Below are 15,735 nucleotides of genomic sequence, written 5' to 3' on the forward strand. Positions count from 1 at the left end.
CGAAAATTTCGTCGAAAAATGCCCCGAAAACGGGCTAAATAAGCGCAAAGGCTGTATTGTTTCAAGTCGATGAACGCTACACATTCTTTCTCGGTGCCAGATCTCGCTCGTATTTTGGGTTTGAGTGAAGGCGATACAGTTCAAGAGATCGGCTGGGATGAAGATTGCGACTCCAGCCTGTCAGAAGCAGTTGAAGACATTATCGACGCTGAGCTTTTCGACGAAGATTCAACTGAAATTTGCACCGCTGTGCTGCTGTGGTGGCGCGATGGTGATGGCGATTTGGTAGACATGCTTGTTGATGTGTCTCGCAACCTTGATGATGGTGGTCGCATTTGGGTACTACACCCCGGTGCTGGCAAGCCTGGTGCGTTAGAGTCGGGTCTTGTTTCTGAGTCAGCACAGATTGTTGGCATGGTACAAACCAAGGCTGCGCTTTTAGGTCAATGGCAAGGTTCATGTTTAGTCTCTCGCGGAGCCAAATAACCTGCGGTTTTGTTAAATTAAGTTTTAGTCTGTATATTCTTCTTCGTTGCTGCAAGCGGTAACACTGCGCCTTTAGCTCAGCTGGGAGAGCAGCTGGTTTACACCCAGCAGGTCGGCGGTTCGAGCCCGTCAGGGCGCACAGAAAGGTCAGCGGCCATGCCACATTCAATTATGATAGGCATGGCCGCTGATCGCATTTTAGGTGATCCGCACACTCCATGGCATCCAGTTGCCCTTTTTGGAAGATTTGCGGCAACTGTCGAAAAGCGCACGTATAGCGACCATAAAGTAGCCGGTGTTTTTTATACTGCTGTGTGTGTTATCCCACCTACTGCCTTAAGCATATGGGCTTATCGACGCTTTCCTGAGTTCAGCACAGCACTTGCACTTTATATAGCCGTAGGTGGGACGACCCTAGAAAAAACCGGTGAGCGCATGCATAAAGCTCTTGAGGTGGATGATATTGATGCCGCCCGTGCTCTTGTGCCATGGTTGTGCTCACGCGATCCCCAGTTACTTGATGAAGCCGGTATTGTTCGGGCAACTGTGGAATCATTGGCCGAAAACACGTCAGATGCAGCTATTGCTCCGTTAGTTTGGGCAGGAATAGGTGGTGCTCCCTTGGTGGTCTTGCACCGAGTAGTTAATACTTTGGATGCCATGGTGGGTTATAAAAACCAGCGCTATCAAGAATTTGGCTGGACAGCAGCACGTTTGGATGATCTATTGGGTTACTTCCCGGCGCGATTAACTGCACTTATTCATACCGTAACCGCTAATGAACATATTCAAGATGCCGTGCGTGCGTGGCGTGAGGATGCTCCTCGGCATCCTAGCCCTAATGCAGGGCCGGTGGAAGCCACCGCAGCAGCGCATTTAGGCGTAAGCCTAGGTGGTAAGACGCGATACGCCTATGGTGTAGAAATGCGTCCGATATTAGGTACTGGACCTGCTCCGACTATAGAAACAATTACGCAGGCTGTTAAATTAGCTCGCACTACCCAAATAATTGCTGCAGGTGTAGCAATGGGTTTACGTGGATTACGTCGTTATCGACGTATTTAACGACGTTTATTCTGGTATCGAGTGATATGTCGGCTGTTACCGTAGCGATCACGTAATACCTTTTCTTCCGGATCTATGGACTCCGGCTCTGTTTGAGTTACAACTGGAAGAGCAGCCGATATTTCTTTTTCTTCCTCTTCTGCACGGCGGCGTTCGCGAATTTCTGCCCAGATAAAATAGCCCAACCCCAAGGGAGCCATAATGCCAAAGGCGATCCATTGGAAACCATAGCTAAGATGATTACCTCGATCTTGGCTCGGTAAAGGCAATGCATTCAATACGCCTTCACTATCTGCTACCAATTGAAGATAATCATGTCCAAGCTCAAGGTTAGTTAGCTCACCGATTTGTTCAGTGTTAATACCATATACCTGGGTATAGCCATCTTGATTAATTGGTGCAGTAGACGGTAGCGCTTCGTTATAGCGAGCATTAGCTGTAATTGTGACGGTACCCATTACTGGGGCAGGAACGTGTGCCACAGTACCTGCAGTTGTTGGTTCAAAACCACGATTAACCAACATAATAGGTCCGTTATCAAGCTGGAATGGGGTTAATGATTGATACACCGGACCTGATTCAACCGGACGTAGACGCAGCAGTACTTCCTGATCGACAATGAAATGACCAGTTAATCTAACTCGCATCCATTCTTGATCATGAATAATTGCCCCGGTGGAGTCAAAAACTTCTGAGAAATTTTTCGGATCAGAAGCATAAGCATTAGCAATATGCTCATTTCTTTCGACGATCCGATCATCTTTATTTAACTGCCACGGAGATAAAATAGTGAGCGCAGTATAAGAAAAAGCGAGTACTGCTAACAGCGTAAGTATCCAACCAGGTTGGAGAAAAGTTTTCCAGCCAGTGGTTTTTTGCTTACGCATGGATGTGCTCATCTACTGGTCTCCTTGGTGCGTGTGAACCCAGCTCATCATACCTGGCATGGCACTTTCAATGAGATCACGTGCTAATGCAAAATCAGATTCATCACCATAATAGGGGTCGGGAACATCACCAGCGAGTATATCTTCACTTAATTGATCAGCTGGGATGGTATCTAGAGTGGGTATATTCGGGACAAAAGATAGCAGCAGGCGCACCGAATCAGGATGTGCCCCAGCAGCATATAATTCTTCACGATGCCCACGATCAAGTGCCACAATGAGATCTGCAGAAAGATGATCGGAAGATAACTGTGCTGCTCGGTGCGCACTGCCGTCATACCCAGCTTGGCGTAACGCTGTAACACTACGGTGATCGGCAGGATCACTAATATGCCAGCCACCAGTGCCGCAAGAACTAACGCGCACCATATGCTCAAGCCCAGCACGATGAATATGCTCACGTAAAATAACTTCACCCATAGGGGAGCGACAGATATTTCCAGTACACACAAAAGTGATATGTAACATATTAACTCCTGAGGAAATCGGTGACATAAGAATCAAGTTCAGAAAAATTGGTGCACAAGATATCAGCGTGTGAATATTCTTCTTCTAGCGCATAACCCCATTTCACCAGGACACACGGGATATTATGGGCATGAGCGCCTTCGATATCATGGATCCGATCACCAATCATAAGTGTAGAAGCAGGCGAAGCACCTAACTGATTAAGGGTATAGGCAATAACATCTTTTTTCTCAATGCGCGTGCGATCATCACTGGCAGCACCGACGAAATCAAATTCCAACCCCATATGTTTCATAATGGTAGTGGTAATTGTCTCACCCTTACTGGTAGCAGTAGCTACTAAAGCATGCTTGCGCCACTTCGGAATAGCCTGCTCCCAGCCGTCGAAAAGCGTAGTGTTACGCCAGCCAATATGGTCATAGTGCGCACGATAAGCAGCAATAGTTGCTGGTACATCGGGAATACCCCAGTTGCTTAAACTAAAGTCAAGCGGCGGACCAATTACTGTGGATAATTGTTGTGGGCTCGGCGGCAGGTAGCCAAGTTGGTCACATGCATACCGAATTGATTCGGTAATACCAGGGGCAGAGTTACAGATAGTACCGTCAACGTCAATAAGCAAGGTTTTCACGTGTACTACATTAGGTGCTTATGGTTATCCGTTTCCATGGCGATGAGGATGCTCGCCGGGCACAATTCGATTTCGCGGTGAATGTTGCTGCAAGCAAACCACCACAGTGGCTTATTGAGGCTTTGCATAATAACTTGGATCGATTGGCAGCGTATCCAGATCCGTTAGAACTCGCCAAGGTAGAAAGCGAGCTAGCCGAGTTACATGGTGTACAACCAAGTAAAGTGATGTTGCTTGCGGGGGCAAGCGAAGGTTTTACGCTGTTAAGCAAATTAGCGCCAAAAAGAAGTGCTGTTATTCAACCAGGTTTTACCGAGCCAGCTTTAGCACTTATAGATGCCGGGTTAAGCGTTGATCTACCAGTTGCCATGACAGTGGCGCAGATTCCGGAAAAACCATGGGATCTTATTGTCATTGGAAATCCCACCAATCCCACCGGAATTGTGCATCGTGACATTGATCGGTTACGCCAATCGGGGCGAATCATTGTTGTTGATGAAGCTTTTATGGATGCTGCTGGAGAGGAATATTCCACCATTCCACATATTGCTGCCGGGGCAAAAGATCTTATTGTTCTTCGTAGTTTGACTAAAACTTTTGCTATTGCTGGTTTACGCGTGGGTTACCTTATTGCCCATGAAGAGATTATTGCTCGGCTACAAAAAGGCCGTGCACACTGGCCAATGGGTACCTTGCAAATGGTTGCAGCACAAGCTATTGCTACTTATGGTTGGGCACATACCAAGCAGTGGCGTAGACAAATGATTGCGCATCGAGAAGCGATGATTCAAGACCTAGCATGGCCACTAGCTGCTCATTCACAAGCGCCATATATATTGGTGAAACCACCTTTCGCCAATCCAGAACACATGCGTCAACAACTTTTATCGCGGGGGATAGCAGTACGTCGTTGTGATACGTTTCCCGGCTTAGACTTAAACTATTGGCGCCTTGCTGTGCGGGAGCCAGCACAGGTACAAGTATTAAAACAAACAACCGAGGAGCTGAAATGACCACAGTGGCTGATATTCGTCGGATTTTAGATCAAGCATATCCACCGCATCTTGCTGAAAGTTGGGATGCAGTGGGTTTAGTGTGCGGTGATCCAGACGATAACGTTACCAAGGTCGTTTGTGCCTTAGATTGCACCCAGGAAGTAGCTGATGCCGCGGTGGCATCTGGTGCACAAATGCTTGTTGTTCATCACCCATTATTAATGCGTGGAGTGACCTCAGTAGCGGCAGATACCCCTAAAGGAAAAGTTATTCATACACTGATTAAAGGTGGGGTGGCTCTATTTTCGGCACACACTAATGCAGATTCAGCGCGTCCAGGGGTTAACGATAAATTAGCTGAGCTGGTAGGGATTAACGCCGGCCGTCCTATTAGCCCTAAAGAGAAGAAAATAGATTTATGGGGAGTACAGGTTCCGCGTGATTATCTTGAGGTGGTAAAAACAGCACTTTTTGCAGCAGGTGCAGGAGAAATCGGTAATTACTCTGAATGCGTGTTTGAAATACCTGGTACTGGCGAATTTCTTCCGGATGAAGCGGCGCAACCTGTACTAGGGCAAGTTGGAGTAAAAGAAAGTGTTGCTGAGATAAGAATTCAGTGTGTGGCACCACAAGAGCGTCGAAATGCTATTATAGCGGCTCTTAAACAGGCTCACCCTTATGAAGAGCCAGCTTTTGATGTGGTTGCTACTGGTATTCCACAAGATTTGGAAGTAGCTTATGGTCTAGGTCGTATTGGCCAATTACCACAGCCAATGCGTTTTCAAGATTTTGTCCAACAGGTCGCTGATAACCTACCAGAAACACAGTGGGGTATTCGCGCAGCTGGTGATCCCGAGTCAATGGTAGAAACAATAGCGGTAAGCTCTGGCAGCGGGGATTCTTTCTTAGATACCGTACGCACTCTAGGAGTAGATGTGTATGTAACCTCTGATTTGCGTCATCATCCAGTTGATGAGCATTTACGTGCTGGTGGGCCCTTTATTATTGATACCGCGCACTGGGCATCAGAATTTCCTTGGACTGCTCAAGCACAAGAAATTCTGTGCCGTGAATTACCTGACCTTGAGGTAGAAATATTAGACATTCGTACCGATCCATGGACTTTATCTGCGCATAAGAGAGCAGTTACAAAGGATTATTAACCTTAAGGCTATACTGAGATACTTTCTTGAGGGATTTTATCTAGGACGAGCAGTGCTAGTAAGGTCAAAAAATCTCTTAGCGCTTTATACCGCTATTTCTACCGTTGAGATAAATAAGGACGACACCGATGAAGCTACGCGCAGAATTACAACCGGCACTATTAGAACTAGCCACCTTAGAGCGTGCCTTGTCAGTGAATGTAAAGCCGCAGTTAAGCAAAGAAGCCCTTGCTGTAGAGCAGCTAGAGGTTGAGGTAGAAAGCATAGAATCTGCTTATCATGGTGCTCAATTAGCTGTCGATGATATGGAGTTGGAAATACTGCGTATCCAAGAAGATGAGCGGAAGTTGATTCGTCGTAAAGAAGATAATCTTAAACAACTCGGTGCCGATACTGACCCAGAACGTCGTAAAGATATTCGTCATGATTTACATTCTGCGAAGGTTCGTATTAGCGATATTGTTGGTGAGCTTCAAGAAGCCCATAACCAGATTTATGCGTTGCGAACAAACCGAGATAAGTACAAAACCCAATTAGGACAGTTGCGCGAGCAACTTCATGAGGCTCGTAATGCCTACGAGAATAGGGCAGTTGAGGACACAGCGGTGAAGCGTACTCAACGTATTGACGATTTGCGTTTGGAATTGCCTAGCGAGGTAGTTCGTGAATACGAAGAACAGCGCAAGGAAAATGAAGTGGGAGTAGCAAGTTTTAATGGTCGCTCCTGTGGTGGCTGCTTTATTGTGCTGCCACCTGCAGATGTGATGGCGATTAATAAAACCGCTAAAGATATTTTGCCGCAGTGCCCAGATTGTGGCAGCTATTTGGTGAGGACTAACGCTTGATGAAGATTGTTATTGAAGCAGATGGCGGATCACGAGGAAACCCTGGGGTAGCTGGATCTGGAACCGTACTGTATCGCGATGAACAAGTCATTCAAGAACTTGCCTATGTAGTAGGAAATGCTACTAACAACGTTGCCGAGTATCACGGGCTACTCAACGGATTAAAAGCTGCTTATGAGCTAGGGGCTCATGAGGTCGTCGTGCGTATGGATTCCAAGCTCGTTGTGGAGCAGATGTCGGGTCGTTGGAAGATCAAACATCCAGATATGCGAGAGCTTGCGATGCAATGTCAGCAGATTGTCCGCAATTTTGATTCCATTAGTTATAACTGGATTCCACGTAAAAATAACGCGCGTGCTGACGAACTGGCTAATAAGGCGATGGACGCATTAGAAAAAGGGCACGCGATTGGTTTTGTGTCCTTATCAGCACCAGCGATAAAGAAAACTGAACTGTTGGCTTCTGATGCTGAAACCACAGAAAAAACCCCTTCCAACTGCCCAACGAGTTGGAATGGGGCAACTGTTGCGCCAACCCGGTTTATTTTGTTAAGACATGGTCAAACTCCAATGTCAGCACAACGACAATATTCGGGACGTTCCAACCCAGCGTTATCAGAAATTGGTGAACAACAAGCACAAAGAGCAGCTCAGGCTATTGCTTGTCGTGGTGGTATTGATGCCATTGTTGCATCACCGTTACAACGCTGCCAACAAACTGCGCAGTATGCGGCTACGGCACTTGGGATGGACGTTCGCACAATTGATGACCTAATAGAGTTAGACTTTGGCACGTGGGATGGGTTGACTTTTAGTCAGGCGCATGAAGCTGATCCAGAACTTCATAAAAAATGGCTCGGTAATCCACAGGTGGCTACTCCAGGTGGAGAATCCTTACAGCAAGTACACCGGCGAGTTAAAAAAACACTGACCGCATTATGTGCAGAATATACTGGCAAAACAGTATTGGTGGTTAGTCATGTCACACCAATTAAATCTATTTTGCGGATAGCTCTTGATGCACCGGCAGGAATGTTTCACCGGGTGCATTTGGATTTGGCGTCGATAAGCATAGCTGAGTTTTATACAGATGGTCCGACGTGCGTGCGCTTGGTGAATGATACTTCGCATCTGTAGAATAAAAAACCGCGAATGAGCCGGCTGGGCGGTCGCGACGGTGTGTACCTGCATTTTTATGTGTATGGCACAACGTCGAGGAAAGTCCGGACTCCATATGAGCACGGTGGTTGTTAACGGCAACCCGGAGTGATCCGAGGGCAAGTGCAACAGAAAGTAAACCGCCTGTTTTATTACAGGTAAGGGTGAAAGGGTGCGGTAAGAGCGCACCAGCATGTGCAGTGATGTATGTGGCTAGGTAAACCCCACTGGGAGCAAGGTCAAAAGGACGCACCTTAGGGTGTGTCTGCGCAGGTGTTACTGGGTTGCTCGCCCAAACCTGCGGGTAGCTGCTTGAGGTCGCCAGCAATGGTTGATCCAGATGGATGGCCGCCACGCACATAATCTGTGCGTACAGAATCCGGCTTATACGCCGACTCATTCGCTTTTTATAGTTTATAGCCATGTTTTGATAACACAGCTATAAAACTAGGTGGAAACTATTTAAATCGCTGGCTCACCATGTAATAACTCGACAACGATAAAACCGTCTTCAGCAAGATCAGCGGCAAAATTATCGGCATGTGATTGTTCTACGAGGGCAATAACCGAACCCGTAATTCCAGCAGCAGTACTACGCGCACTGAGTGCACCACGAGCCATGCACAGTTGCGAGAGCATGAGATCAGTAGAACCAAGACCATAAGAGTTTTCTAGTCCAGCTTGTGAAGACATAAGTAGGTTAAAAATTTCTTTATGCCGGCGAGATCGAACCGCTTGGGTGGTTAAAGTAACAAGTTTTTCTTCTTCAGTGAAAAAATTAAGCCATTGGCTTGCTTCAATAAGATTAGGTACTTTGTCCTCGCCATGAACTTCATGCACAGCTTTTAACCATTGGGCAACCCGAGTTTGAGCGTCGGGAAGTAAACGTAATGATTCAGCGCCAAAGGCTTTGGTTGCATCGTCGATAAAACGTTGGCGGCGACGTAGTGCACTGAAGTCTTCGTTGAAATTAGGTGGTGCAACAAGAAGCGCTACTGCGTCGGTTGCAGAACTAATAATATGTGATGCGTGGGTAATGGAACCATCTGCATAATCAATAACGTTAAGTTGTCCTTTTTGGCCACGTAATGCAGCGCTGAATTTGGCGCGAAGAGCAGGGCAAGTGAAGAAATGTTGTGCGGCAAGATAACACACATCAGCAAGTTTTGCGCGCACTGGAGCAGAATCACGTTCTTCGATTGCATGTCCCATGGCTAGTGCAGCAGCGATAAATAATGCAGTTTGAAAACCCAAACCAACCCCACGTGGAATATCACTAACAACAGTGATATTAAATCCGTGCGTTTCTCTGCTGAGCATCTGTCGTTGCATCATAGTGTGTACCAGGCCAGCAAGCTGGTAGGCAGGGGAAAAATCCTCGGGAGTATTCTCGTGATAGTTATTTACTACAGCCATTGTGACGGTAGATTTATCCTGTTGAGGTGCATTGGATACAGGATCAATTGTTTCCATGGTGACATGAATGGTGTCGTCGTGGCGCGGGGTAATAGCAACAGCGGTAGCTAAATTGGCAAGCGAGATTAAAACAGTACCACCGAAACAATCAGTATGTTCGCCGATCAATGACCAGGTTGCTGGCGCAGTCGCTATTGCCGTGGGGTGGTCATAAGTGTCGATATGTAGTGCACGTACGCGGGTAGAAATGTCAGTATCGATATGTGGCCACAACGCCATGGTGGGTTCCTTCTTAGTGCTTTAATTGGCGAAGAATAGTGCTAAAAAACCACTTAATGGTAGCAACGCCATAGGCAGTTGTTCTACTTTTCATAAGGTATGAAAACTGGAAAATAGTGAAACATTGACAAAGTATTTAAAAATAACTGAGCAGAATGAAAAATTAGCTGCTTGCATCAGAATTATTTATAGAAGTATTTTTCTGACAAAGTATTTTTATTATCTTTACACTAGGTAATGCATATATTAAAAGTAGTAGAAGTATCAGCATAAGAATGCGTTTAAAACGAAGTGCATGACCTGAACAAACTGTTTTTAATCTCTTGCTTTGGTTTTTGATTTCACTATGACGTTAAGGAGTATTGATGGCTGATCTAGATAATAAGTGGTTTTTTAATCCACGAACTAAAAAAGTCGAACAAGGAAAAGTTTCTGGTTTTGACGATCGCATGGGACCATATGATTCCGAAGAAGAAGCAGCCCAAGCGTTAGAAATTGCCCAGGCACGCAATGAGTTTGCCGATGCTGAGGATGAAGCAGAAAAACAATGGTAATAGTAGCGTAATAGCTATATTTGTTAGTCTTTGGGGCAGTAAACTAATAAAAAACATATGACTTTAAGCTAAAAGAGATACGAACATATTAGCTTAAAGTCATATGTTTAATTATTTTGTTGAGAAATTACATATTGATAGGAATCACCAAGGGCGCGAAGCAGCTTTGATGGTGATTGCGCTGGTTGTGCTCCTGTTTGCGTTAGTATTTTGGTAGCTGAATCTAAAAGTTGTACAGCAATATCTTGTTTGAGGGCAGTGTTTGTTGTTTCTAGTTCCCACTCTCGCCACGTGGAATCGCTACCATGAGGAAGAAAACAAGATGCTGTGACATGGTCATCGCAAAATTCAGCAAGAATATCTCCATTTGCATCGGCAAGTAGTGTTTCATGGCGCTCATTATTTATCTGTGCAATCGCTAACAATTTTGCGCCTTTAGTAATATGATCGACCTGCTTTAATAAAGTGGCAGGAATATCTTTTTCCCCATTAATAATGCGGTGATGTAATTCAAGCCGATTGAGTTTATGCGGTAGCTTGATATGCCATCCATCATCTTTGCCGCCAGTTCGTTTGCGAAGCGTAATTTTTGCTCGCGTCAACGAAAGATCTGCTGTGTCATAATAATGCGCTGATAAATGATGAATAGTTGGCTCTAATTGCTGCGTGCAATAAGAAATTTCGGTGAGATCTGGGATCACCGTATCCTTAGTGACCGTTAACTTTATTTCATGCTCGACTGCTGTAGTGATTTGATTTTGCATATTTGTATCCATAGGTTTGTTTCTCTTATTTTTAGGAAAAGGGAAAGCACATGCTGCTAACAATGATGCTTGTCGACGAAATATAGCACGTATAAAAGCAAGCAGTAGTAGCTAGGGAAGGGAAAAAATAACCTCTTTTATATGTGTGATCGATAACCATGACGGAGATCGATATATTTAATTGAGCGGATGACTAATTGGTTTGTCTAAAAAGCCTTGACCTGCCCTAAGAAGATTATTTATCTGCTCTGGAATACTACCTGCATAAGTAGGTAGTATCAGGTATCTTCGTTAGACTCTTTTAGCGTTTAGTAGTGAAAGAAAGCTATCGAAAAAGCATAAATATGCGCCATGTCTAGGTAGGAAAGTATCGTTGAGGACATGGAATCGCAAATGGAATATGTGCTGCGTACAGTTGAAGAGCAAGATGTGCGTTTTGTGCGCCTGTGGTTTACCGATATCTTGGGTTATCTTAAGTCGGTCTCAGTTGCCCCAGCAGAACTTGAATCTGCATTTGAAGAGGGGATTAGCTTTGATGGTTCATCCATTGAAGGATATTCACGTATCTCTGAATCAGACACTATTGCTCTTCCTGATCCCTCCACATTTCAGCTGCTTCCATTCGAAGCCCCAGAATCACCCTTGAAATCAGCTCGCATGATTTGCGATATTTCAAACCCAGATGGCAATCCTTCTTATTCTGATCCTCGGCAGGTGTTACGTCGCCAGATACAACTAGCAGCTGATGAGGGATTCCAATGTATGGTAGCCCCAGAAATTGAGTTTTACCTCGTAGAAACACTAAAAACACAAGGTACTCCACCGGTTCCGACCGATAACGGTGGCTATTTTGACCAAGCTAGCTATAATCAAGCGCCGTTATTTCGTCGACAAGCCATGATTGCATTAGAAGATATGGGTATTCCGGTTGAATTTTCCCATCACGAGGCATCACCTGGGCAACAAGAAATTGATTTGCGTCATGCTGATGCCTTGACTATGGCTGACTCGATTATGACCTTTAGATATGTGGCTAAACAAGTCGCCTTAGCCAATGGCATTGGAGCCACCTTCATGCCCAAGCCTTTTGTGGATTATAGTGGGTCTGCAATGCATACACACATATCTCTTTTTGAAGGAGATACTAATGCGTTTCATGATCCCGATGGTGAATTTAACTTGTCGCTGACGGCTAAGCAGTTTATTGCTGGAATTTTGTGTCATGCGCGTGAATTTTCCGCAATCACTAATCAATGGACGAATTCTTATAAACGGCTTTTATTTGGCAATGAAGCGCCTACCGCTGCCACCTGGGGTGCTTCGAATCGTTCTGCTTTAGTACGCGTCCCAACGTATCGCATGGGTAAAGCTGAGTCGCGCCGGGTTGAGGTGCGTTCACCAGATTCTGCATGTAACCCTTATCTTGCTTTAGCAGTTTTGTTAGCTGCTGGTTTGAAAGGGATTTCTGAGGGCTATGAATTAATGAGCCCAGCTGAAGATGATATTGCTGCCCTTTCGCGACGTGAGCGGCTAGCCATGGGGTATACGGATTTACCCACGAGTTTGGATCAAGCCTTACGGGAAATGGAAAAATCTGAATTTGTAGCTGAAGTGCTCGGTGAGCAAGCCTTTGAGTATTTTTTGCGTAATAAATGGCGCGAATGGCATGACTACCAAAGCCAGATCACGCCATGGGAATTAAAGAATAATCTTGAGTATTAGCCAACCAGCACCCATCGTTATAACTAAGCTGGCTACGTTTATCGCGTAAGGATGAGTTTTTATGAAATCATCTCGTACCAATAGGGGCGGCCTGCCTACGATGGCAGGGTTGGATTTACATCGACGCAATGCTCAAGAAGATCTTGAGTGGCTGGGCTGGTACAACTTAGCAAGTCTTGACTTATTATGGGCCTTGGCAGGAACAGCAGATGCTGATTTAGCACTTAACTCTATTGTTCGTCTTGCTCATATGCTTGACGATACTGAAGGTAGTCATATCGAACTTGATAAAGAGTTACGAGAAAATGCTGTTTTTCGGGTTCGATTATTTGCGCTTTTGGGTGGTTCGGCAGCGCTTGCTGATCATTTAGTTGCTAATCCACAACAATGGCGAGCTCTTACCTACGGTATTCCTTCCCGGGAAGAGATGTTTGTGACTTTGCTTTCTGCGGTAGCAGCACAACCAGCGCACTTTTTAGATGATACTGCCGTAGGGCTTGGTGCTAATGCGGTCGATCAAGCGCAAGTAGATTGCACCACTGCTGGTACCTATTGTGCTGAAATAGGTGGAATTGAAGCAGAAAGAATTCTCCGCTTGGAATATCGCACCTTGTTGCTGCGAATTGCCGCATTAGATCTTGCTGGTACCTATGCTGACAATGGACGGCATGAAGGTGGTGAGACGCTGCGTTTTAGTACTGTTGTGCACGCATTGAGCGATTTAGCTGATGCGGCTTTAACCGCAGCTTTAGCAGTAGCAGTACATAATATTTATGGACAAACACCACTTGATAGCACTTTTGCCGTGATAGCAATGGGCAAATGTGGTGCCCGTGAGCTCAATTATATTTCTGATGTCGATGTTATTTTTGTTGCTGGATCAGTGACAACCAGAATAACTCGGTTGGCCAGTGAATTTATCCGAATTGGGTCGCGATGTTATTTCGAAGTGGATGCTGCTTTGCGCCCAGAAGGAAAACGTGGTGCATTAGTGCGTACTCTTGAATCTCATTTGGCGTATTACCAGCGGTGGGCACAAACCTGGGAGTTTCAAGCACAATTGAAAGCCCGACCGATGACGGGATCATTAGCACTAGGTCAGGATTATCTTGATGCATTAAGCCCATTGGTTTGGCAGGCTAGTCAACGCGATTCTTTTGTCAGTGATGTCCAAATCATGCGCCGACGAGTTGTTGAAAACGTTCCTGCCACAATGCGCGATAGAGAACTTAAGCTTGGCGACGGTGGGCTGCGCGATGTTGAATTTGCAGTGCAACTTCTTCAACTTGTTCATGGTCGGGCAGATGAATCTTTGCGCACGCTGGCTACAGTCGATGCCTTAACTGCACTTATTGATGGTGGTTATGTAGGCAGAGAAGATGGTGCGGAGCTTATTTTTGATTATGAGTTTTTGCGTCTTCTAGAGCACCGTTTGCAACTGCATAAGTTGAAACGAACTCATACGCTTCCAGCCTATGATGATGAGCATAATATGCGGTGGCTAGCTAGAAGTGCAGGTTTTTTGCCGCGTGATGGGGTCAGCAGCACCGAAAAGTTAAAAAAAGAGTTACGCACAGTACGACGCACTATTTTGAGCCTGCACCACAAGCTATTTTATCGACCATTGCTTAACTCAGTGGCACAGTTGGATGCTGGCACTATTAAACTCACCCCGGTAGCAGCAAAATTACAGCTTGGGGCACTAGGATATCAATATCCAGATCGTGCTTTTGAACATCTTAGGGCATTAGCAGCAGGCAGTGGTAGGAAGGCAAAGATTCAAGCAATGCTTTTGCCGATGCTGATGGAATGGCTTGCTCACACTGCTGATCCGGATGCTGGATTATTAAATTATCGAAAATTATCTGATGCAGCTAATGATCGCACGTGGTTTTTAAGAATGTTGCGCGATGAAGGTATTGTCGGCCAGCGGTTAATGCGGATTTTAGGCAATTCTCCTTTTGCTGCTGAGTTGATTATTTCTGCTCCAGATTGTGTAAAACAGTTTGGCGATGGTACTCACGGACCAAAATTATTGGAGATAAATCCAGAAACTGTGTCGCGATCTTTAGTACGGGCAGCTTCGCGGCATGAGCACCCAGAAAAAGCTATTTCTGTAGCCTGCAGTTTAAGACGAGTGGAATTAGCCCGTCTAGCAGCGGCAGATTTGTTGAATCTTATGGAAGTCAAAGAAATCTGTCACGGTTTATCTATTGTGTGGGATGCCGTATTAGAAGCAGCGTTGCACGCTGAGATTCGTTTTTCATTGCAAGGGAAACTAGCCCCGGCAACCATCGCAGTTATTGGTATGGGGCGTTTAGGTGGTGCTGAATTAGGGTTTGGCTCTGATGCGGATGTGATGTTTGTTTGTGAGCCTGCGGATGGGGTTGATGATACAACGGCAGTACGGTGGGCGAGTGAGATTTGCGAACGCATGCGCACTCGGTTGGCTAAACCAAGCGGTGATCCACCATTAGAAGTTGATCTTGGTTTGCGTCCAGAGGGTCGTTCTGGGGCGGTAGTACGAACATTAGATTCCTATTATCAGTACTATAAGCGTTGGGGGGAGGTATGGGAGATTCAAGCTCTTTTACGGGCTACTTGGATTGCCGGGGATACTGATTTGGGGGTGCGGTTTTGTCAAATGATTGATCAGTTTCGGTATCCCACAGCAGGCGCTGATGAGAAGATGATTCAAGAGGTGCGACGGATGAAAGCTCGAGTAGATAATGAGCGTCTACCTCGTGGTGCGGATCGAAATACGCACACTAAATTAGGCCGGGGAGCCTTAACTGATATTGAGTGGACTGCTCAGCTTCTTACCTTGATGTATGCGCACAAGCATAAGCAGTTGCATAGTACTTCGACGCTGACGGTATTAGAGGCAATTAAAGATAAAAAATTAATTGCTCCAGAAAAAGTAGATATCTTAATCAAGGCATGGCTTACTGCTACTCAAGCGCGAAACGCAATTGTTTTAGTGCGTGGAAAACGCGCTGATCAATTGCCTCTACCTGGTCCTCAACTAGCAGCGGTTGCGGGGGCAGCGGGGTGGAACCCTAATGATTATCAGGAATTTTTAGAAAATTATTTGAAGATCACCCGACACGCTAGAAAAGTAGTTGATGAGGTGTTTTGGGGTGAGCCAGTAGGTGAGCATGAAGTCTAAAAGTATTGATTATCGTTGCTAATGACGATATAGAAAACCGACTTAGGCTTACCTAAAAATCAACCATCTGATTG

Annotated in this window: 14 protein-coding genes, 1 tRNA gene and 1 other RNA gene; 11 read left to right on the forward strand and 5 right to left on the reverse strand. The window is 45.6% G+C overall.

What is annotated here, in order from left to right:
* The first annotated feature begins 69 nt into the window (after nucleotides 1-69).
* From UL82_RS03735 to cbiB, 3 genes are all read left to right on the forward strand, one after another.
* Nucleotides 70-486, forward strand: coding sequence for a DUF3052 domain-containing protein (locus UL82_RS03735; RefSeq protein ID WP_046439075.1), 417 nt, complete (start codon nucleotides 70-72; stop codon nucleotides 484-486).
* A gap of 66 nt (nucleotides 487-552) precedes the next feature.
* Nucleotides 553-625, forward strand: a tRNA-Val gene (locus tag UL82_RS03740).
* A gap of 17 nt (nucleotides 626-642) precedes the next feature.
* Entirely contained in the window at nucleotides 643-1,551 is a 909-nt protein-coding gene (gene cbiB / locus UL82_RS03745) for an adenosylcobinamide-phosphate synthase CbiB (RefSeq protein ID WP_046439076.1), read from the forward strand.
* Here the strand turns inward: cbiB and UL82_RS03750 are convergent.
* From UL82_RS03750 to UL82_RS03760, 3 genes are read right to left on the reverse strand one after another with little or no spacing between them, the layout of a single operon-like run.
* Nucleotides 1,548-2,450 (reverse strand): SURF1 family cytochrome oxidase biogenesis protein, encoded by a 903-nt coding sequence (locus UL82_RS03750; protein ID WP_046439077.1) that lies wholly within the window; start codon nucleotides 2,448-2,450, stop codon nucleotides 1,548-1,550. The genes cbiB and UL82_RS03750 overlap by 4 nt on opposite strands.
* Nucleotides 2,451-2,966 carry a low molecular weight protein-tyrosine-phosphatase gene (locus tag UL82_RS03755; protein WP_046439078.1) on the reverse strand — a complete coding sequence of 172 codons (516 nt, stop codon included), beginning with the start codon at nucleotides 2,964-2,966 and terminating at the stop codon, nucleotides 2,451-2,453. It lies immediately after the preceding gene.
* Nucleotide 2,967: 1 nt separating this feature from the next.
* Nucleotides 2,968-3,597 (reverse strand): HAD hydrolase-like protein, encoded by a 630-nt coding sequence (locus UL82_RS03760; protein ID WP_046439079.1) that lies wholly within the window; start codon nucleotides 3,595-3,597, stop codon nucleotides 2,968-2,970.
* Between the two features lie 20 nt (nucleotides 3,598-3,617).
* On the opposite strand from UL82_RS03760, the gene cobC reads away from it, so the two are divergent.
* From cobC to rnpB, 5 genes are all read left to right on the forward strand, one after another.
* Nucleotides 3,618-4,610 (forward strand): Rv2231c family pyridoxal phosphate-dependent protein CobC, encoded by a 993-nt coding sequence (gene cobC / locus UL82_RS03765; protein ID WP_046439080.1) that lies wholly within the window; start codon nucleotides 3,618-3,620, stop codon nucleotides 4,608-4,610.
* Nucleotides 4,607-5,755, forward strand: coding sequence for a Nif3-like dinuclear metal center hexameric protein (locus tag UL82_RS03770; RefSeq protein ID WP_046439081.1), 1,149 nt, complete (start codon nucleotides 4,607-4,609; stop codon nucleotides 5,753-5,755). The genes cobC and UL82_RS03770 overlap by 4 nt, the downstream gene beginning before the upstream one ends.
* 128 nt (nucleotides 5,756-5,883) lie before the next feature.
* The gene (locus UL82_RS03775; protein WP_046439082.1) at nucleotides 5,884-6,600 is read left to right on the forward strand and encodes a zinc ribbon domain-containing protein; all 717 of its coding nucleotides are present in this window, start codon (nucleotides 5,884-5,886) and stop codon (nucleotides 6,598-6,600) included.
* Nucleotides 6,600-7,736, forward strand: a complete 1,137-nt coding sequence (locus UL82_RS03780; protein WP_046439083.1) for a bifunctional RNase H/acid phosphatase — start codon at nucleotides 6,600-6,602, stop codon at nucleotides 7,734-7,736. The genes UL82_RS03775 and UL82_RS03780 overlap by 1 nt, the downstream gene beginning before the upstream one ends.
* Before the next feature lie 16 nt (nucleotides 7,737-7,752).
* Nucleotides 7,753-8,160, forward strand: an RNA gene (gene rnpB, locus UL82_RS10725) — RNase P RNA component class A.
* Between the two features lie 59 nt (nucleotides 8,161-8,219).
* Here the strand turns inward: rnpB and UL82_RS03785 are convergent.
* Nucleotides 8,220-9,452, reverse strand: coding sequence for a galactokinase family protein (locus UL82_RS03785; RefSeq protein WP_046439084.1), 1,233 nt, complete (start codon nucleotides 9,450-9,452; stop codon nucleotides 8,220-8,222).
* Nucleotides 9,453-9,817: 365 nt separating this feature from the next.
* Between UL82_RS03785 and UL82_RS03790 the strand changes: the two genes are divergently transcribed.
* On the forward strand, nucleotides 9,818-10,006 hold the full coding sequence (locus UL82_RS03790) for a hypothetical protein (RefSeq protein WP_046439085.1): 189 nt from the start codon (nucleotides 9,818-9,820) through the stop codon (nucleotides 10,004-10,006).
* A 107-nt stretch (nucleotides 10,007-10,113) separates the two neighbouring features.
* On the opposite strand, the gene UL82_RS03795 is transcribed toward UL82_RS03790, so the two are convergent.
* Entirely contained in the window at nucleotides 10,114-10,770 is a 657-nt protein-coding gene (locus tag UL82_RS03795; RefSeq protein WP_158407823.1) for a CYTH domain-containing protein, read from the reverse strand.
* Nucleotides 10,771-11,151: 381 nt separating this feature from the next.
* Between UL82_RS03795 and glnA the strand changes: the two genes are divergently transcribed.
* Nucleotides 11,152-12,492, forward strand: a complete 1,341-nt coding sequence (glnA, locus tag UL82_RS03800; protein ID WP_046439086.1) for a type I glutamate--ammonia ligase — start codon at nucleotides 11,152-11,154, stop codon at nucleotides 12,490-12,492.
* A gap of 61 nt (nucleotides 12,493-12,553) precedes the next feature.
* A complete protein-coding gene (locus tag UL82_RS03805) occupies nucleotides 12,554-15,661 on the forward strand; it encodes a bifunctional [glutamine synthetase] adenylyltransferase/[glutamine synthetase]-adenylyl-L-tyrosine phosphorylase (protein WP_046439087.1) in 3,108 nt (1,035 codons plus the stop codon).
* Nucleotides 15,662-15,735: the final 74 nt, after the last annotated feature.

It is taken from the genome of Corynebacterium kutscheri (assembly GCF_000980835.1).
Lineage (GTDB): Bacteria > Actinomycetota > Actinomycetes > Mycobacteriales > Mycobacteriaceae > Corynebacterium > Corynebacterium kutscheri.